This window comes from Acidobacteriota bacterium (genome assembly GCA_039030395.1).
In the GTDB taxonomy this organism is placed as follows: domain Bacteria; phylum Acidobacteriota; class Thermoanaerobaculia; order Multivoradales; family JBCCEF01; genus JBCCEF01.
Map to the genome: position 1 here is coordinate 377,697 of JBCCEF010000001.1, position 19,577 is coordinate 397,273.

A 19,577-nucleotide genomic window follows, 5' to 3' on the forward strand; every position below is an offset into this window, starting at 1 on the left:
GTAGCAGCCTTCATTTGCTACGATGCCGGCGATGAAGAGCTTGATCTTGCGAGTCGCGTGCCTTGCCTTCCCCCTCGCCGTGGGGCTGGCGTTTGCCCCTCCGGCCAAGGCCCAGACGGCCACCGAACGCTCCGGTCGCTTGCTGGAAGAAGCCCAAAAAAACCTCGAAGAAGGGCGGATCGAGGACGCCCAGGAGCGCATGCGCCGGGTCATCGAGATCGGCGGCAGCCGGCGCCAACAGGCCGATGCTCACCTTGGACTGGCCATGGTGGCACGCCGCCTGGGCAACCTAGACACCGCCGAGGAGCGGTACCGCGAGGCCATCCGCCTGTCTCCGAGCCACCGCATCGCCCTCGACGGCCTTGCCTCCCTGCTCGGCCAGACCGGCCGCTACCAAGAGGCCGCCGGCACCTACGAGCTGCTGCTCGACGACACGCCGGACAACGTTCCGGTGCGCTTGGCACAGGTTACCGCCCTGATCTTCGCCGGCGAGCACGCGCCGGCCCGGAACTCCCTCGAACGAGGCCTCCAGGCGGTGCCCGGAAACCTCGACCTGATCGACGTGCTGGCCCGCCACCTCGCCGCCTGCCCGGATCCGGCGATCCGCGAAGGGGCACGGGCGGTGGAACTGGCGGAGGTGTTGTTCGAAGGCGCTCCCACTCCGCAGAGCCGGGAGACCCTGGCCATGGCCTACGCCGAGGCCGGGCGCTTCGCGGACGCGGTGGCGATGCAAGAACTCCTGATCGAAAACGCCCCGGATCCGATCGACCCGGCGATCATCGAAATCTGGCAGGCGAACCTCGCCCGCTACCAAGGCGGTGAGAGCTGCTGCGCGCCGCGGGCCGCGGCGCCGGCAGACGGCTAGGTTTCTTCCGTATTTCCTACCGTAGGTCGACCAGAATCTCATCCGCCCCGCGGGCGGTCCATGCGCGACCCGCCTCGAAGGCCGCCAGCCGCTCGGCGGCAAGCGCTCCCGACAAGCTGCGCTGGAGTTCGATGGCTGGAGGAAAAAGCCCCTGCTCCGCCAGTGCCAGAGCGAGGGCCTCGCGGCTGGAGGCGGAGTCGGAGACCTGCGCCACGCGGCGGGCCACCTCCTCGGCCAGAGCGCCGTCGCGCACCCGGGGATCCGGCGCCGTCGCCAAGAGGCGAATCTGCGTCAGCGCCAGGTCGCGATCCCGCGGCAGCGCCGACAGGGCATCGCGCAGCGCCAGGCGCGCTTCGCCCCAGCGCTCCGCCAACAGCAGCGACACCACCCGTCCGCGGTGCGCCACCCCGGAACGGGGCGAGGATTCGAGCAAGGCTTCGAACTCGGCCACCGCCTGGTCGAAACGCCCGAGGTGGCCGAGCACCGAGGCGAGACCGAAACGTGCCGGCTGGAGGGTCGGATCCTGCCGCAGGGTTTCCCGATAGAGGGCGATCGCCTCTTCGTAGCGACCGGCCCGCACCCGGCTCTCGGCAACCCGCAAGCGGGCCACCCCGTCGGAGCCGCCGGCCAGGCGCTCCGCTGCGGCGCGCTCGCGGGCCGCGGCGGCCGAATCGCCCAGCCTGTCGAGAGCCGCCGCCAGCCGCCGCCGCAGCTCAGAATCCGCCGGTTCGGCGGCGGCAGCGGCCCGGAAGTCCGCCAGCGCCCCGCGCCGCTGGCCGAGGGCCATCCGGACAGTGCCGCGCTTTTCCCACAGGGCGGGTATCGCCGGGTCGGAGTCGTCCATTTCATCGACCAGGCGATCGAATTCGACCAGCGCTTCGTCGAAACGTTCGGTACGCGCCAGAGCGTTCGCCAAGGCCGCCCGGAGAGTGGGGCGATCCGGATTGAGGGCGAGGGACTCGCGCAGTCGTTCAATCCCCTCGCTGTGGCGCCCCAAACGAAGGTGCAGACCGCCGAGCAGGCGCAGTACCTCGGCGAGATCATCGTCGGGAGCGTCCGGCGCAACCCACTCCAAACCCTCTTCGAGCACTCCGATGGCACCCTCCGCGTCGCCGAGGGCCTCCAGGGCGAAGGCCAGGCCGCGCGCCGCGGCAAGCTGGCCGGGGTCGCGCTCGATCGCCTCGCGGTAGGCCGCGGCGGCATCCTCGAAGCGCTCGTCCTCCAGCGCTTCGGCGCCCTGCATCAGGTAGAACTGGGCGCTCTCGGCGACATTCGCCAGGGAGCTGATCAGCGGATCCGGAATGCGCGTCGCGACGTCGCCGCGGCGGGCCAGAGCGGCCGCGGCGGCCTCTCCATCGCCGAGATCCCGATGCGCCTGCCCGAGGGCGTAGTAGACACCCGTCGCCCGGGGTTCGAGGGCCAGAGCGCGCTCGAAGGCTTCCACGGCAGCCGCCGGATCGCCTTCCGCCGCCGCCACCCGGCCCAACCCCTCGTGTGCCGCCGCGACCTCCGGCGCAAGACGCAGCGCCTCTTCGAAAGCCCGCCGCGCCGCCGCCGACTCCCCCAGTTCGAGATGCGCCCGGCCCAGTCGCAGCCATGCCGGCAACAAGGCTTCCTCACGCTCGAGGGTCTCTTCGTAGCGCGCCACCGCCTCCGGCAATCGTCCCTGCACCCCCGCCAGATAGCCGCGCAGGTAGGTCCAGCGGTAGTCCTCCGGCTGCAGGGTGGCGGCATTGTCCAGGCAGACCTCCGCCGCGGCGAGGAACTCATAGGCGACATAGAGCAAACCGAGGGCGCCGAAGGACTCCGCCGCCTCGGCTTGGGCGTCGGCCGTCGCCGGCTGCGCCAGCAAGGCTTCGATTTCCGCCCGCTGAGACTCGAGCTGGTCGCGGGCTCCGGCCTCGGCACCGCTCAGGTCGAGGTCCGGCGTCGGCTGGAGATCCGGCCATTTCGCCGACGGCCTACCACCGCAGGCCGCCAGGCCGAGCAGCGCGCAGGCCGAAAGCAGGGCGGCGAGGATAGGACCCACCGATGGTTTGGTCACGGTGCCATTCCCTCCTCGGCAGCGGCGTTGGCGCCGCCACCGTTGCCCGCCGGAACCGCCTCGCCGCCCCCTCGGCGCAGGGTGCTGTAGCGGCCGGCGGGTAGGTCCCTCCAGCGCTCGACGTCACCGTCCGGCCAGGTCACCTGGACCGGGCCCCCGGCCACCCCCTGCAGGATCAAGCGGGGATCGTGGGCCGCCAGGTAGCTACCGCCGGCCACCGACCAGGCGCGCCGGGGAGCGCCCTCCGGCGTCGCTCCCTCGACCCGGGAGCCGTGGGGGTCCAGTTCCCCGTCCACCAGCCGCACCCCGGTCCAGCGGCGGGGCGAACCTCGGTCGAGCAACATTCGGGTGGCACCTCGACTGTTGGTGACCAGAATGTCGAGATCGCCGTCGTTGTCGACGTCGCCGGCGACCAGGGCACGGCTGACTTCCGATGGCTCCAGATCGAAGGCCTCGAAACGGCCCTCCGCCTGTAGGAACAACTGGTTGACTTCGTGCAGCGGATAAGGGTCCCCGGCCTGGACCAGTTCTTCCCGGCTCTGGACGGCACCGTTGGCGACCATCAGATCGAGATCGCCGTCCTCGTCGGGATCGACGAACACCGCCCCGAAGCCCGTGTGGGAACGGCTCGGTCCAGCCAGGGCCGCACGATTCGTCGCGTCGGAGTAGCGGCCGCCGCCCTCGGACCGGTAGAGGGTGTGGGTTTCGACGATCAGGTGGGTCAGCAGCAAATCCAGTTCTCCGTCTCCGTCCACGTCGCCCGGGGCGATGCCCATGCTCGCCTCTGCCTTGCCGGCGCCGTTGACCGCCAACCCGGCCAGCAGCGCCGCCTCCTCGAAGGTGCCGTCGCCAAGGTTCCGCCAGAAGTGGTTCGGTTCGGCGTCGTTGGCGACGTAGAGATCGAGGCGGCCGTCACCGTCGAGGTCCGCCGCCAAGGCGCCCAGGGCCGGTGCCGGTGGAATTTCGAGGCCGGCCTCGGCGGTGGCGTCTTCGAAGGTGCCGTCGCCGAGGTTGCGAAGCAGTCGGTCACCCTGCGGCGGAAACCGTCCGGCGCCGCAGTAATCCCGCCGGCCGGCGGAGGTCGCACAGCGCGGCGCCGTGGCGGCATCGTATGTCAGATAGTTGCCGACGAAGAGATCCTGGCGACCGTCGCCATCGAAGTCGAAGAACAGCGCCGGCACGCTCCAGCGCGGGTCGTCCACTCCCGCCCGCGAGGTGACGTCGGCGAATCGGCCGCCACCCAGGTTGCGGAGCAGCCGGTTGGCGCCGAGATTGGTGACGTACAGATCCGGCTGGCCGTCGCCATCGAAGTCGCCGGTCGCCACCCCCATGCCGTAGCCGTTCGAAGCCTCGACGCCGGAGCCGGCGGTGACGTCCGTGAAGTACAAGCGACCGCTCTCCAGCCATTCGTTGCGCAGCAGACGGTCCGAGGGCCGGGCGCCGGCACCGTTAGGCAGGGCCCCTCCCTGGACCAGGAAGAGATCGAGATCGCCGTCGCCGTCGTAGTCGAGGAACGCTCCACCACCGCCCATCGTCTCGGCGATGTGGAAGTCACCGGTCATGCCGTTGTCGTAAACAAAATCGAGGCCGACCTTCTCGGTGACGTCTTCGTAGAGGCCGAGGGCGGGTGACGGCGCGGCAACTTCCGGGGCACTCGGGGAACGAGCGCAACCGGCCAGCCACAGGAGGCCAACGCCGAGAATCGAAGTTCCACGCGCGCTGATCAAGGTTCCACCGCGGACACCGGCGAGCCGGCGCCCGCGACGAGGGTCGAGTATTCGCCCAAGGGAGCCGGCGGGAAGGTCTCTTCGGTGCCGTCCGGCCAGCGAACCCGGATCCGGTCGTAGCGCATGGCGTCGTCCGGCGGATCGCCCACCGCTCCCAAACCGAAGATCACCCGCGGATCGTGGGCGGCGTTGTAGCTGCCGTCGGTGTGCACCCGCCGCATGGCGACCGGCCTCCCCTCGAAGTCCAGGTACACCTCCGCGCCGAGGGCGTCGCGTACCGCGTCGCCGGCCAGCGGCAAGACCATGCGCAAGCCGATCCATCGCCGGTCCTGGCCGATGAGGTTTTCGAGCAATCGCGTGGCGCCGCTGTTGTTGACGATCACCGCGTCCGGATCGCCATCGTTGTCGAGATCGCCAAAGGCGGCGCCGCGGCTCACCTCGGACCGCAGAAGGTCCTCCCCGGCGGCGGCGGAAAGATCCTCGAAACGACCGTTCCCGAGGTTGCGGAATAACTGATTCGGCTGGTGGAGGGGGAAGGGATCTCCCGCCGCCACCTGCTCGGGGACCAAGGTCACCGCGCCGTTGACCACCAGCAGATCGAGCCAGCCGTCGTTGTCGAAGTCCGCCCAGCCGCTACCGAAGGCGGTGTAGGGCAAGCTGCTGGCGCCCAGGCCGGCACCACGGGTTCCGTCCTCGAAGCGGCCGGCGCCATCGTTGCGGTAGAGGGTGTTGGTCTCCTTGATCAGGTGGGCCAGGAAGAGGTCGAGATCGCCGTCGTTGTCGTAGTCGCCGGCATCGACGCCCATGCTCGCCTCGGCGGCACCGCTCTCGTTCAGGGCGCTGCCGGCGAGGAGCGCGTCGTCCCGCAAGGTGCCGTCGCCGCCGTTGATCCACAGGCCGTTCGCCTGGCCATCGTTGGCGACGTAGAGATCCGGCCGGCGGTCGCCGTTCAGATCGGCACTGACCACCCCGAGCGTCGGCAAGGCGACCCCCGCCAGCCCACTACCGGCGGTGATGTCCTCGAAAGTGCCGTCGCCGCGATTCTCCAGCAGACGGTCCGGCTGCGAGGGATAGGCGCCGGGGCCGCAGTAGTCCGGCGCCCCGGAGAGGCTGCGGCAGACGGTGCCGCCGCTGTTGTCGAACTCGACGTTGTTGCCGACAAAGAGGTCGAGATCGCCATCGGCATCGAGATCGACGAAGGTCGCCGTCACGCTCGACCGGCCATCGCCGGCCCCGCTGGCGGCGGTCACATCTTCGAAAGCGCCGCCACCGAGATTCCGCAACAGCCGGTTCTCGCCCAGGTTGGCGAGGTAGAGGTCGATCCGGCCGTCGCCGTCGTAGTCGCCGGTCGCCACTCCACAGCCGTACTCCACGATCTCGACGCCCATCCCGTCCGTCCCGTCGTCGAAGGAGAGCGCTCCGGTTTCGTTGAGGCGGTTGACGAACAGTCGATCGCGCGGCGGCCCTGGATCGGACGGCGGCGCCGAGGCCCGCTCCAAAGTCAGCCCCTCCCCCACCATTGCGCCCTGCGGGAAGTACACGTCGAGGTCGCCATCGCCGTCGAAGTCCGCCAGGGCGACGCCACCGCAGGTGATCTCGGCCAAGAACAACTCCCCGGACATGCCGTTGAAGTGGACGAAGTCGAGGCCCGTGGCGGTGGCGACATCGCGCACCCAAGAAGGCGAAGAGTCCGCCGCCGGCCCGGGAACGGGTGCCGGAGCACAGGCCCAGAAAGCGGCTGAGACGATCGTCACCGGAACCGCGGCGCGGCGGAAGAAAAACAGGGCGGCCATGGCGGGGACAGATCGTAGCAGGAGCACGGCATCCCCAAAACCAGAAGGTGCCACCCACTTGCGTTTGGAAGGTGCCACCCACTTGCGTTCGTGCTCAAGAAGGTGCAACCCACCGACCATCGTGCCCGCATCGGTATCGGGAGTTGGCCTCCATCCTCGCACCGAAAGGACCCACCGTCACCGGATCTTCGACCGCCAGTTGATCCACGGCGATTTCTCCGGTGTAGAATGAGGGGATCATCGATGTATATGGAGGATTTGGTACGGGTCGTGCGACCCCATTGGATCCAAAACGTTGAATTCAATCTCTTGGATGAAGGCGGCGGAACAGATTCGGTTGAGAGACGCCTAAACGTCACGAAGAAAAAGACTTAAGCGCACATCTCGACAAAACACACTCGACCTACGCCAATTCGAGTCTAAAGTACTGAGGGAGAATGATTTAACTCCCTCTTCCGCTCTTCGAGGCCAATGGCCTATGGCTTGCAGCCTTGAGGTCCTCGAAAGTGATCGAGGAGAGTCCGCAAGTTTCGCTAGAAAACGAACGGATCTTTCTGCTTTGGAGTTCTGCCCGAGGCCCTCAGGTTTCGGGTATGAGTTGTTAAACGCTGCTTCCCGCGGAAGGGAGCACTTGAAAGGAGTCAATCGTATGAGGACGACTGGCAACTGGACGGTACGGCTCATCTTTGTGAGCGTGCTCGTCTTGCTGACGGCCATGCCTGTGCTGGCCCAGAACCCCACAGGCACCCTGTCCGGCCGTATCACTGACCAGGATGGCGCTGGCCTTCCGGGCGTGACCATCACGGCGACTTCGCCGAACCTTCAGGGAACGCGAGTCACCACCACCGGCGTGAACGGCGACTACAAAGTCGCCTTCCTGCCCCCGGGCGACTACCAGGTCACCTACGAGCTCGAAGGCTTTAAGAGCGTCACCCAGGAAGCGAAGATCTCCGCCGCCAACGCCACCCTCTCGAATATCGAGATGGAGCTCGGCGCAGTGAACGAGGAAATCGTCGTGACGGCCGCCCAGGCGGCGATCTCCGAGGGCCGCACCGGCGCTTCGAACATCACCCTCGACGAGTTGGAGAACCTGCCCGTCTCCCGTACCCTCGGTTCCGCTGTGAATCTGGCGCCGGGCGTGGCGAACTCCGGTCCGAGCAGCGCACCCTCCATTTCCGGCGCGATGACCTTCGAAAACCTGTGGCTGATCAACGGCGTTGTCATCAACGAGAACGTCCGCGGCTCGATCCTGCCGCTCTTCATCGAGGACGCCATTCAGGAGACCACCGTCGCAACCTCCGGCATTTCGGCCGAGTACGGCCGCTTCACCGGCGGCGTGGTGAACTCGATCACCAAGTCCGGTGGTAACGAGTTCGAGGGCTCCTTCCGGGTGAACTTCACCAACGACGACTGGCAGAGTTCGAACGATTTGTCGCCGGAGCGGGTGGACGACATCAGTCAGAGCTACGAGGCCACCCTCGGCGGCTTCCTGTGGAAGGACCACCTGTGGTTCTTCGCCGCCGGTCGCGATCTCGAGACCAGCGACTCGGCCACCACCGACCTCACCAACATCTCCTACGGCCGCACCCAGACCGAGACCCGTCTCGAGGGTAAGCTGACGATCACTCCGCACCCGAGCCACAGCGTGATCGGTTCGTACCTGGAGATCGACGAGGTCAACACCAACACGGACTTCGGCGTCATCCTCGACCTGCGCAGCGTGAACGCCATGCGCGAGGATCCGCAGGAGATCCAGTCGCTCAACTACACCGGCATTCTGACCTCGAATTTCTTCGTCGAGGGCCAGTACTCGGAGCGCGAGTTCTTGATCGGTGTGGGCTCCGGCGGTGTGCCGGACCTGATCGAGGGCACCCTGATCCGCACCCGCGGTGAGGGCTTCCGCTACTGGGCGCCGACCTTCTGCGGCTCCTGCGAGGATCAGTCCCGGAACAACGAGAACACGCTGTTCAACGCGTCGTACTTCTTGACCACCGAGGGTGCCGGTACGCACGACCTCAAGGTCGGCTACGACACCTTCCAGGACAGCATTTTCTCGGTCAACCACCAGACCGGCAGCGACTTCACCGTCTACGCCTCGGACATCGTCCGCGATGGCGCCGGCAACATCGTGCTGGACAACCAGTTCGGCAGCCCGTTCCCAATCTTCGATCCGGACGCTTCCTCCCAGCCGTGGATTCGCTGGTTCGCGGTGTTCAACGCGGATCTGGCGCAGCCGACGGAGTTCAAGACCAACTCGCTGTTCGTCAACGACTCGTGGCAGCTCAACGACAAGTGGAGCTTCAACATCGGTCTGCGTTACGACGAGAACGACGGCACCAACAGCGCCGGCGCGACGGTGGCGAACGACGACAAGGTCAGCCCTCGCTTGGGTATGTCCTATGACGTCAAGGGCGACGGCGACCTGGTGATCAACGCCAGCTACGGCACCTACGTTGCGGCTTTGGTCGGTACCGGCAACATCGCCGACGGCTCCTCCAACGGCGGCGCCATCGGTAACTACCGGTTCGACTACGAAGGCCCGGCGCTGAACGTCAACTGCGTCCCGAACGTCAACTGTCTGACCTCTCCGGAGGTTTTGCAGGAGGTCTTCGACTGGTATGTGTCCCAGGGCGGTGTGTTCGATCTCAGCCTGATCAACGAGAACGCGCCGATCTTCGACCTGCTGAGCCAGCTGGGCATTCCGGGCGCCACCACCCAGGTGCGCGGCACCTTCAAGTCGCCCTCCACGGACGAGCTCACCGTCGGCGCGACGAAGCGCCTCGGCTCGAAGGGCCTGTTCCGGGCCGACGTCGTCTTCCGCGAGTGGAAGGACTTCTACGGCCAGAGCACCGAGCTTCAGAACGGCACCGTCCAGACTTCGTCCGGTCCTGCCGATCTGACCTTCATCGGCAACTTCGGCTCGGAGGAGCGTGACCGCGAGTACATCGGCCTGCACACGCAGTTCCGCTATCGCTTCACGGACCGCTTCACCCTGGCCGGCAACTACTCGTTGTCGAACACCTCGGGCAACATCGACGGTGAGACCGGCCGTTCCGGCCCCGTCCCCGGCGGTACCCGCAACTACCCGGAGTACTCCGAGGCGCGCTGGAACTACCCGGACGGCGACCTGCGCACGGATCAGCGTCACAAGATCCGCACCTGGGCGTCCTACGACATCCTGAACAGCCAGTACCACAAGCTGAACGGTACGATTCTGTTCAACTTCTTCTCGGGTCAGCCCTACGCGGCGAACGCGAACATCAACCCCTCGCCGTTCGTCAACAACCCGGGCTACCAGACGCCGCCGACGTCGCGGTCGTACTACTTCAGCGATCGGGACGCCTTCCGGACGGACGACATCACCCGGACGGACCTGGCGCTCAATTACTCCTTTACCTTCAACGCCTTCGGGCGCGGTGTCGAGATCTTCCTGCAGCCGGAGGTTCTCAACATCTTCAACGAAGATGGAGTGATCGATCCCAACGGTCTCGACAACAACGAGGGTGTGACCGTCCTGGAGTCGTTCAACCCGTTCACGGAGACCCCCGTCGAGGGTGTCAACTTCCGCCGGAATTCCAACTTCGGCCAGCCGCTGAACGAGAACGACTTCCAGACGCCGCGGACCTTCCGGTTCTCGGTCGGTTTCCGCTTCTAGGATCTAGGTCCTAGTCAGCGCGATCGAGGCCCCGGTCTTTCGACCGGGGCCTTTTCTATTTGTTCTTCCGGCCCGGCCGAAAGGTCGGGGGTTTTCTTTTTATACGAAGTTACAGCCCCGTTAACGGAAGTTGGCTTGTCCAGGAAGTCGGTACATACTGGTGTTCATCGACGAACTCTCCAGGAGGCACCCCATGAATCGATTCGTCCTGCTTTCCGCCCTCACGTTGGTCTTGGTCAGCGGTTTCCCGGCCGTCGCGCAACAACATGCAGACCTGTTTCTCGACACCGTCGACGTCCGCGTGATCAACCTCGAGGTGATGGTCACCGATCGCCAGGGCGAGACCGTGACGGGCCTCGAACGCGAAGACTTCGAAGTGCTGGAGGACGGCGAGCCGGTGGCACTGACCAACTTCCTGGCCGTCGAGCAGCGGCAGGTGCGCCAGTCGGAGACGGGTCCGGAAGGGTACGAAGAGGGTGGGTATGCCCGCGAGCCGGACACCCGCCAGCTTCAGCTCGTCATTTTCGTCGACGAAAACAACATCGACCCGCGCAACCGCAACCAACTCTTCGGCCGCCTGCGCACCACCCTCGATGAGCAGTGGAGGCCCGAAGACCGGGCGATGATGGTGAGCCTCGGCAGCGAGCTGAACACCCTGGCGCCCTTCACCTCCGACGTCGCCGACCTGCACGGCGCCATCGACGCCCTCGACGGCCGGGTCGGCGGCTATTCGCGGGTGATGAACGACTACCACCTCCTGCAGCGCGAAATCCAGCGCGCGGCACTCGAAACCCCAGTCGCCAATGGCCTGGCCAACCCTTTCTTCGACTCCGCCGTGCGCAACGCCGAACAGCTCGCCCGGCGGATCCGCCTGGTCGCCGAGCAGCGCAACGCCCAAACCCGCCGCACCATCGAACACCTGGGGAGTTTCGTGCGCACCCTGGCGAGCCTCCCCGGGCGCAAGGCCTTGCTGTTCCTGAGCGACGGCCTGCCCACCCAACCGGCGGACCCCCTGGTGGAGGCGTGGCGGGGCAAGTTCGAAAGCTGGGCGGTCCAGTATGACCAGAACTCGATGCTCAGCGAACTCACCTCCCTCGGCTCGCTCGATTTCGACGCCACCAGCCATATCGATGATCTGGTCGAGGAGGCGGCAGCCCACCGGGTGGCGTTCTACCCCATCACTCCCGGCGCTCGCTCCGCCGCCTCGGGCCTGTCCGCCGAGTTCCAAGGTAGCGGCACGACGGACGGCTCCGGCGCTTACTCGCGCACCGTGCAGGCACTGGAGCAGATGAGCCTCGAAAGCTCGCTGATGCGATTGGCGGACGAGACCGGCGGCCTGGCTTTCACCCGCACTCTGAACCTCGATGCGCTGATGGAACGCATCCGGGAGGACGTCACCACTTTCTACTCCCTCGGCTACTCGCCCACGCGGGAGGAAGACCAGGCGTACCACGAAGTCGAGGTGCGCATCAAAGGCCGACGCGACCTCAACGTGCGCCACCTGCAGGGCTTTCGCGAGAAGGGCGCGATGGAGAAACTGCAGGATCGCACCTTGTCGGCCTTACACCACGGCATCACCGACAACATCCTCGGCGTGCGGTTGGAACCCGGCGAGGCGGAGGCCACCGGCAAGGACCGTTATGAGGTTGCGGTGATGGTCAAGATCCCCTTCGAGAAGGTTCTCCTGCTGCCGCAGGGAGAGAACCACCAGGGCCGGCTGAGCCTGCTGGTGGCGGTACGCGACGACCAGGGCCGGGTCTCCCCCTTCCAGGAGATCGAGTTACCGATCCAGATTCCCAACGAACAGGTATTGAGCGCCCTGAGCGGCGCCGCCGCCTATCCCATGCGCCTGGAGATGCGTGGCGGTCCGCACCGTATCTCCCTCGGGGTTCGCGACCGCATCGCGCAGACCGACTCGACCGTCAACCTGGAGATGACCGTCGGCGCCAAGGAACCCTCCCGGTGAGGGAGACCGATCGGCAGCAGCGGCGCCCGGGACGCTTGACAATCTTGGCGTGCACAGCCCTGCTGTGGCCGGCCCTCGCCGCCGCCCAGTCCCCAGCACCGAAGCCGCCACCGGCAGAGCTTTCGGGCGCGGAGGAACTGTCGCCCTTCGCCAACGCCTTCGGAGCGGAGACGGTCCTTCTGGGGCACGGCCTGCGCGGCTTCTCGCCGGTCATCGCCGGCAACCTGCTGCGCGCCGACGACGGCGGGCCGATCGCGCTCGCGACCCTCGCCCTGCCGCGGCAGGGCGGCCGGGTTTCCGTCTGGGTGGAGATCGACGGGCCGACCTTTCTGGCCGGCAACATCGAGGGCCGCCGCCTGCGCGGTGAGATCTACGTCTACGCCTTGACCCCCTCCGGAGGTGTCGCCGGGCACTTCGCCGAGGCCTTCGCCGTCGATCTTGACCGCATCGGCGAGGCGGTTTGGCAGAGCGGCCTCAAGCTGCGCGGCGAGCTGACCCTGCCGCCCGGCGAGTACCGCCTACGGGTGCTGGTGCGCAACCGGGCGACGGAAGCCCTCGGACTGCTGAGCCGCGCCCTGACGGTACCGGCGGCGGATGCGCCGGCGCCGGTCGCCATGACCTGGCCGACGCCGCCGGACCGCGACGCCTGGATCCCGATCCGCTCCTGGAGTCTGCGACAGGGCGGCGAAGCCCCGGCCAAAACGGACGACCTGAACCCCAGCGCCTTACCGGTGCTCGCCGCCGACGAGAGCGCGGCCGCCCGCCTCCAAGGCGCAGCCGACCTGGCCCCGGGGATGTCCCTGGGCTTGCGGCTGGTCGCCGTCGACACACCGCAAGACGAACCGGCCCTCGGCCAGGCGGAGCTGGCCGAGGAGGGCCGGGTGGCCTTCACCGTGCCGGCGGTTGAAACCGGCGTCTACCGCATTGCTCTCTCGCTCGGCGAAGGAGGGCCATGGACCCCGGAAGTGCCGGTGCTGGTGCTGGCCGACGCGGAGCGTGAACGCTCACTGCAGTGGACGGATCTGCGCTGGCGCATGCAGGAGTCTCTCGACCCCACCGCCGGTGGTCCGTCCCGACTGGCGGCGGGCGGCGAGAGCCCCGGCGAGCGGCGCTCCGGACGCCGGCGGGACCGCCGCCAGGCACGGCAGATCGCCGAGCGCTATCGGCAAGCCTTGGGCGCCCTGGCGGAGGGAAGCGACGGTTCGAGCGGCGATTTTCAGGCCGCCCTCCAGGCGCTTTTCGAGTTCGAATCGTCCGCCCTCGGCGGCGGCGTCGGCCTGCTGTCGAGCGGCGAGAGCTTAGCCGCCGAGAAGCTCGCGGAAGAAGAGCCGGCCATCCTGTTGCCGCTGATCGTCCTTCACCAGCGGCTCTATCGCCGCTACCAGGGCCGCCGCGCCTACTCCCTCGGCAGCCACAGCCGCCTGATGGTGGAGATGCTGACGGAGCGCTACCTGGCGGCCGGCGGCGAAGCGTCCGTGGCGGCGGATTCCCTCGCCGCCCTCGGTGGGGTGTTGATCGACGTCCATCTGCCGTCGAGCGGGAGCCGACTGCTGCAGCGCGCCCGAGAACTCGAACCGGGCCATCCGGTGGCGCTCCTCGGCCTGGCCGCACTTTTCGAGCGCTTCGGCAGCTACGGCCAGGCGCGCTCCCTGCTGCTGGAGCTTGTGGAAAGCCACCCGCAACACCGGGAAGGGCGGCTCCGGCTGGCCGTCAACCTGCTGCGCACCGGCGACCGATCGCGCGCGGCGGAACTCTTGGCGGCCATTGACGGGCGCACCGAAGAGTCCTGGATCTGGTCCCTCGCCCGCCAAGAACAAACTCGGCTGCTGCTCTCCCAGAACCGCGTCGGGGACGCCCTGGCGGTGCTCACCGCCGCCCACGCCGAAGCGCCCCGGGACGCCGCCCTCGCCCTCCTGCTAGCGCACGTTCACGACCGGTTGGGCAACGCCGCGGAGGCGCAGGCGCTGGTGGCGGGAGTCCAGCCATCGAATCGCAAGGAATCGCCGCGCATGCGCTATGACCGGCCGCCGCGGGAAGCCTTCGCCGGCGCCGATCAGGCACTGGCGGCGGCGGCCCGCAATGCCCAGCCGCTCCTCCTCGCCGCCCTCGACGACGGTCAAGGGGCGCGATGAGCAGCCGTCGGAGGCAAGATTTTCGAGCGTCCCGTGGGATGGCGGTGCTGGCACTGGCCGGTGCGCTGTTCGGAATCGTCACCAGCCCGCCGGCGGCGGCGCAGTCTCGCGGCGTCGACCTACTCCTCCTGGAGCCAACCCGCGGCAAGCCGCTCTTTGGCCCCAACGAGGCGGTGATCGAGCTGGTCGGCGACTTCCCCATCGACCAGGTCGAAGTGGAGCTCGACGGCGAGATCGTCGCCGAGAAGACAGCGCCTCCCTGGCGCATTCCGTTCCACGCCGGAGACGACAACCGCGACCATCAACTGGTGGTCCGCGCGCTGCTCCGCGGCCGCCTGGTGGCGGAGACGGTAGCGGACTTTCCGGCCTTCCAGGTGAACTCCGAGATCGACGCCAAGCTGCGGCCGGTGTACGTGACCGCCAGCCGCCAGGGCGGCCGGTTGCTCGACCTGGAGGCGAAGGACTTCACCCTCTATGCCGGCAACGAGCGGCAGGAGATCGTCACCTTCGCCCGCGGCGATGTCGAGATCGCCGCCAGCATCCTGGTGGACGCCAGTTCCAGCATGGCCGGGCGGCGGCTGCGCTTCGCCGTTTCCGGCGCCTCGACCTTCGTCGAGGGCCTCGACGGCGAACACGACGAGGCGGCGGTACGCCTGTTCTCCGACCGGTTGCTCTTCCGCTCGCCCTTCGATCCATCGCCGGAGCGGGTGCTCTCAGGACTCGAGCGGGTGGATCCAGTGGGCGGCACTGCCCTAGCGGACCACCTTTATCTGGGCCTCAAGGAACTCGAAGAACGCCGCGGCCGACGGGTCTTGCTGCTGCTCTCCGACGGCGTGGACACCCATAGTGCCGTCGACCTCGGGGACGTCGCCTGGCTGGCCCGCCGCAGCCGGGCTCAGCTCTACTGGATCCGCACCGATCCGCGGGAGCAGGAAACCTCCCGTTTCTCCTCCTGGAAGAATGCCGACACTTATCGCAACGAGTGGAACCTTCTGCACAAGATGGTGCGCGATTCCGGCGGCCGGGTGATCACCCTCAACCGCATCGAGGAAACCGCCGGTGCGGTGCGGGAGATCCTCCAGGAGCTGCGGGAGCAGTACGTGCTCGGCTTCAATCCGCCGGACGGCCCCGGAGACGGTCGCTGGCAGCGGTTGACGGTGCGGGTGTCGCGGCCCGGCGTGGACCTGCGCTATCGCGAGGGTTACATTTCCGACTAGCAGGTTGCTGAAAAAGGCCTTCGGCCTGTCATTTCAGCTACCCTGCTAGCTTCTCTTTCAGGGGGCTGGGCGCTCCCTCGCCCGAAAACACCAATGTTTTCGGGCTCACCCCGTCCTCATCGGGCTACGCCCGCTGCCTCGGTCTTCGACCTCGGAGGCGGATCGCTCAGATCCTTCGCCCATGCACTCACTCCAACTAGCTAGGCCTGAATCTCTTCCAATCGTCTTTTCAAGGCGCCGCGGTCGATTTTGCCGAGGTGCGTGCGGGGGAATTCCTCCAGGCGGATCACCCGGCGGGGATGTTTGTAGGGCTCGAGAGCGTCCAGAACGTGGTCTTTCAAGGCCTGTTCCAGTGCATCGTCGCCGCCGGCCTCCTCGGTAGAACCGTCCTTCACCCGCACGGCGGCCAACGGCTTCACCAGGCCCGTGGCGTTTTCCACCCCGACAACGGCGCACTCGACCACCGCGGGATGACGCATCAGGCAGCTCTCCACCTCCTGCGGCGCCAGCCACTTGCCGCCCACCTTCAAGCAGTCGTCTCCGCGGCCGCAGTAGGTGAAATAGCCGTCCCCGTCGCGGCACACCAGATCGCCCGCCAAGAAGCCTCCATCCCGGAAGGCCTCCGCCGACTTCTCCGGATCGCCCCAGTATTCCAGCGCCGCCGAGTTCCCGCCCACCCACAGGCGCCCGATCTCGCCGTCCGGCAGCGACTGGCCATCCGGCCCGCGCACCTCGACCTCGAAACCCGGCACCGCCTGGCCGAGGGTGCCCGGCCGCACGGCGCCGGGCAGGTTGGTCACGAAGACGTGCCACATCTCGGCGGTGCCGAGCCCATCGAGCAACTCGACTCCGAAGGTTTCCCGCCACCGCTCGTGGAGCGGCACCGGCAAGGCCTCACCGGCTGAGGTGGCAAAACGTAGGCAGGAGAGATCCTGCTCCACCGCCGCCGGGTGAGCCACCATCTGGCCGACCATGGTGGGTACATTGATCAGGATAGTCGGCCGGTGGCGCCGAACCTGCTCGAAGAGGATCTCCGCTGTCGGGTGTTCCGGGAAGAGCACCGCCGAGGCGCCGACGGCAAAGGGAAACAGCAGATTCGAGCCGGTGGCATAGCCGAAGAAGAGCTTCGGCACCGACAGGGCGATGTCGTCTTCCCGATAGCCCAGGGCGCGGCGAGCATAGAGTTCGGTGGTGTTGGCGAAAGAGCGGTGGGGCTGTACGACGGCCTTGGGCTTTCCCGTCGTGCCGCCGGAAAAAAGCCAGAAGGCGGGATCTTCACGGTTCGTCCCGAGGGTGGTGGACGGTCTCTCGCCCACGGCCTCTAAGGCCGTCGCTTCCAGCGTCGCGATCTTCGCAGCATCCACCCGTTGGGGATTCCTCTCTCCGAGGGTCATGGCCTCGGCGCAGGCCGCAGCCGCGCCCTCTCCGACCAGGATCACCGCAGCCCGGCTATCGTCGAACAGATGCCGCAAGGCCTCCGCCTGCAGGCGCGGGTTGACCATCACCACCACCGCGCCGACCTTCAAGATGCCGAAGATCGCCCCCACGAAAGCGGCGCCATCCGGTAGGGCGACCAGAATCCGCTCGCCTCGCTCGACCCTCTGATTCCGCAACAGCTCGGCGAAGCCTTCGGCCAGGGCATGGACCTCGCCATAGCTCCAGTTGCGCTCCGGCGTGCGCAATGCCACTCGATCCGCGCGCCCCTCGGCGATGTGCCGATCGAGAAATCGCTCAGCGATGTTCAACTGCACTGGGAGATCAACCGGCATTTTCTATTCAGCCTCCGGAAGGGGCGAGTCGTTTGTACACGGCTACTCCTGAATGGTACTCGGGAACCCGCCGACTGTCATCTGGGGGAACACGAGCGATTGGTAGAGTGCCCCAGCCATGCTCAAACGCCACTTTTCCCACGCCTTCGCCGACGATCCGGACCGCCTCCACTTTGCCGCTCACAGCCATCATCTGTGGCCGGATGTGACCTTCGAGGCGCAGCAGCAGCACTGGCTGGATGCCGCCCGGATGGCGGACTCGAAGTGGGACAAGGTGCTCGGCGAAGAGTGGCCCGAGGCGCAGGCGCACATCGCCCGGCTTCTCCGTCTTTCGCACCCAAAACGCATTGCCGTCGCACCGAGTGTGCACGACTTCGTGACCCGTATCTTCACCTGCTTCGAAGGGCAGCGGCGACCGGTACGCATTCTCTCGACGGACAGCGAATTCCACAGCTTCTCGCGCCAAGCGAGGCGTTGGGAGGAGGCTGGGGTCGCGACCGTCGAGCGGGTCGCCGTCGCGCCCTTCGAGACCTTCCAGCAACGGTTCGCCGCAGCCATCGCCGCCGGCGGACACGATCTGGTGTACTTCAGCCAGGTGTTCTACAACTCCGCCTTCGCGGTGCCAGACCCGGCGGCCTTGGTGGAGGCGATACCGGATCCAGAGACCTTTGTGGTGATCGACGGGTACCACGGGTTCATGGCCCTGCCGACGGACCTGTCGGCGATCGAAGAGCGCGCTTTTTACACCGCCGGCGGCTACAAATACGCGATGAGCGGCGAGGGCATCTGTTTTATGCACTGCCCGCCCGGCTTCGGCCGGCGGCCGGTGGACACCGGCTGGTTCGCGGCCTTTGGCGAACTCACCGCCGGCCGGGACCCAGACCGCGTGCCCTTCTCCGAGGACGGCTACCGATTTTTTGGCGCCACCTTCGACCACACCGGCCTCTACCGCTTCAACGCCGTGCAGCGCCTGCTGCAACGGGCAGAAGTGACGGTAGATCACATCCACCGCCATGTGGTTGCCTTACAGAAGCGGTTTCTCGCCGGCCTGCATGAGATGTCCGCCGGCGAGCTATCGGCGGCGGAATTGGTGCCGCCGCCGGACAATCCGCACCGGGGGCATTTCCTGGTCTTCCGTACCGCAGAGGCCGGCGATCTCCACCGCCGCCTCGCCGACGCCGGCGTCGGGACGGACTTCCGCGACGACCGCCTGCGTCTCGGTTTCGGCGTCTACCAGGAGCCGGCGGACGTGGATCGTCTGCTGGAAGTACTTCAGCGAATCGGTTGACCGGTAAGCCTTCGCGCTTTGCCCTGACTACGCAAACGAGTAATATGCGTAGGTTCGTTTGAGTGTAAAGGTTTCACCTGCACTCGCCTCAAGGCGCAGCGGCGCGGCGTTCGTGCGGCTCGTCATTTCTATTAGTAAATACATTCTGGAAGAAGACATGAAGAAAATATTGCTTTCCGGACTGATTGTGACTCTCTGTTCTACTGTGGCGTGGGCCGAGGCGTACAGCGAGAAAGCCGAGCGGGCTTTCCCGGAGCAGGACGTTCATATGCTCGACGCCCAGGGCGACATCGTGCGCGGCACCCGCTGCGCGGTGAAGAATCCAACGGACGAGCACGTCGCTCGCATCCAGAGGCAGGTGGACGAGTGGATCCGCCACAACGTCTTTACCCCGGAGAGCGCCGCCAGCATCAACATTCCGGTGGCCTTCCACGTGGTCTACAAGCGCCGCCGCGGAGTGACTACCGGCAACGTGCCGCAGTCGCAGATCGACGACCAGATCGACGTGCTCAACGCCGCATACGCCGGCACCGGCTTTTCCTTCACGCTGGCGAGCGTTGACCGTACCCGCAGCAATCGGTGGTTCGACCGCTGCTACACCACCGGCCAGGAGCGCCGCATGAAGCAGGCGCTGACCGTCAGCCCGGCCACCACCCTCAACATCTACACCTGCAACCCGGCCGGCGGCATCCTCGGCTGGGCCTACTTCCCGGATTCCTATCCGGAGTCGAGCTACTGGCACGGCGTGGTGCTCCTCCACTCCTCCCTGCCGGGCGGTTCCGCGGCGCCCTACAACCTGGGCGACACCGGCACCCACGAGGTGGGTCACTACCTGGGCCTTTACCATACCTTCCAAGGCGGCTGCTCCTCGCCGGGCGACGCGGTGGCGGATACGCCGCCGGAGGCTAGCCCGGCTTACGGTTGCCCGATCGGCCGCGACACCTGCGCCGGCGGTGGCCCGGATCCGATCTTCAATTTCATGGACTACACCGACGATGCCTGCATGGATGAATTCACGGCCGGCCAGACCAGCCGCATGCACGCCATGGTCTCCACCTACAAGCCCAGCCTGTAGTTGTTAGGGGGCTGCGCCCCCCTCACCGCCAAGAAGTGTCTTTCTT

11 protein-coding genes are annotated in these 19,577 nt (G+C 66.9%); 7 read left to right on the top strand and 4 right to left on the bottom strand.

The features are described 5' to 3' along the window. Positions 1-31: 31 nt before the first annotated feature. Positions 32-865, top strand: a complete 834-nt coding sequence (locus AAF481_01435) for a tetratricopeptide repeat protein (protein ID MEM7479809.1) — start codon at positions 32-34, stop codon at positions 863-865. Positions 866-881: 16 nt separating this feature from the next. Here the strand turns inward: AAF481_01435 and AAF481_01440 are convergent, their stop codons facing one another. Genes AAF481_01440 through AAF481_01450 form a run of 3 tightly spaced genes read right to left on the bottom strand, consistent with a single transcriptional unit; the run spans position 882 to position 6,429 of the window. Next, the gene (locus AAF481_01440; protein ID MEM7479810.1) at positions 882-2,909 is read right to left on the bottom strand and encodes a tetratricopeptide repeat protein; all 2,028 of its coding nucleotides are present in this window, start codon (positions 2,907-2,909) and stop codon (positions 882-884) included. Next, a complete protein-coding gene (locus AAF481_01445) occupies positions 2,906-4,636 on the bottom strand; it encodes a CRTAC1 family protein (GenBank protein MEM7479811.1) in 1,731 nt (576 codons plus the stop codon). The genes AAF481_01440 and AAF481_01445 overlap by 4 nt, the downstream gene beginning before the upstream one ends. Beyond that, the gene (locus tag AAF481_01450; protein ID MEM7479812.1) at positions 4,633-6,429 is read right to left on the bottom strand and encodes a CRTAC1 family protein; all 1,797 of its coding nucleotides are present in this window, start codon (positions 6,427-6,429) and stop codon (positions 4,633-4,635) included. The genes AAF481_01445 and AAF481_01450 overlap by 4 nt, the downstream gene beginning before the upstream one ends. 649 nt (positions 6,430-7,078) lie before the next feature. Here AAF481_01450 and AAF481_01455 point away from each other — a divergent pair. The 4 genes from AAF481_01455 (at position 7,079) to AAF481_01470 (ending at position 15,399) form a co-directional block, all read left to right on the top strand. Next, positions 7,079-10,084 carry a TonB-dependent receptor gene (locus AAF481_01455; protein MEM7479813.1) on the top strand — a complete coding sequence of 1,002 codons (3,006 nt, stop codon included), beginning with the start codon at positions 7,079-7,081 and terminating at the stop codon, positions 10,082-10,084. Positions 10,085-10,277: 193 nt separating this feature from the next. After that, the gene (locus tag AAF481_01460; GenBank protein MEM7479814.1) at positions 10,278-12,050 is read left to right on the top strand and encodes a VWA domain-containing protein; all 1,773 of its coding nucleotides are present in this window, start codon (positions 10,278-10,280) and stop codon (positions 12,048-12,050) included. Then, positions 12,047-14,182 carry a tetratricopeptide repeat protein gene (locus AAF481_01465; GenBank protein ID MEM7479815.1) on the top strand — a complete coding sequence of 712 codons (2,136 nt, stop codon included), beginning with the start codon at positions 12,047-12,049 and terminating at the stop codon, positions 14,180-14,182. The genes AAF481_01460 and AAF481_01465 overlap by 4 nt, the downstream gene beginning before the upstream one ends. Positions 14,183-14,220: 38 nt before the next feature. Continuing rightward, a complete protein-coding gene (locus AAF481_01470) occupies positions 14,221-15,399 on the top strand; it encodes a VWA domain-containing protein (protein MEM7479816.1) in 1,179 nt (392 codons plus the stop codon). A gap of 200 nt (positions 15,400-15,599) precedes the next feature. Here the strand turns inward: AAF481_01470 and AAF481_01475 are convergent, their stop codons facing one another. Beyond that, entirely contained in the window at positions 15,600-17,168 is a 1,569-nt protein-coding gene (locus tag AAF481_01475) for a benzoate-CoA ligase family protein (GenBank protein MEM7479817.1), read from the bottom strand. A gap of 118 nt (positions 17,169-17,286) precedes the next feature. On the opposite strand from AAF481_01475, the gene AAF481_01480 reads away from it, so the two are divergent. Together AAF481_01480 and AAF481_01485 are read left to right on the top strand one after the other, a co-directional pair. Then, positions 17,287-18,456 carry an aminotransferase gene (locus AAF481_01480; GenBank protein MEM7479818.1) on the top strand — a complete coding sequence of 390 codons (1,170 nt, stop codon included), beginning with the start codon at positions 17,287-17,289 and terminating at the stop codon, positions 18,454-18,456. Between the two features lie 157 nt (positions 18,457-18,613). Further along, complete coding sequence (locus tag AAF481_01485) at positions 18,614-19,531, top strand: zinc metalloprotease (protein ID MEM7479819.1); 918 nt, start codon at positions 18,614-18,616, stop codon at positions 19,529-19,531. The last annotated feature ends 46 nt before the right edge of the window (positions 19,532-19,577 follow it).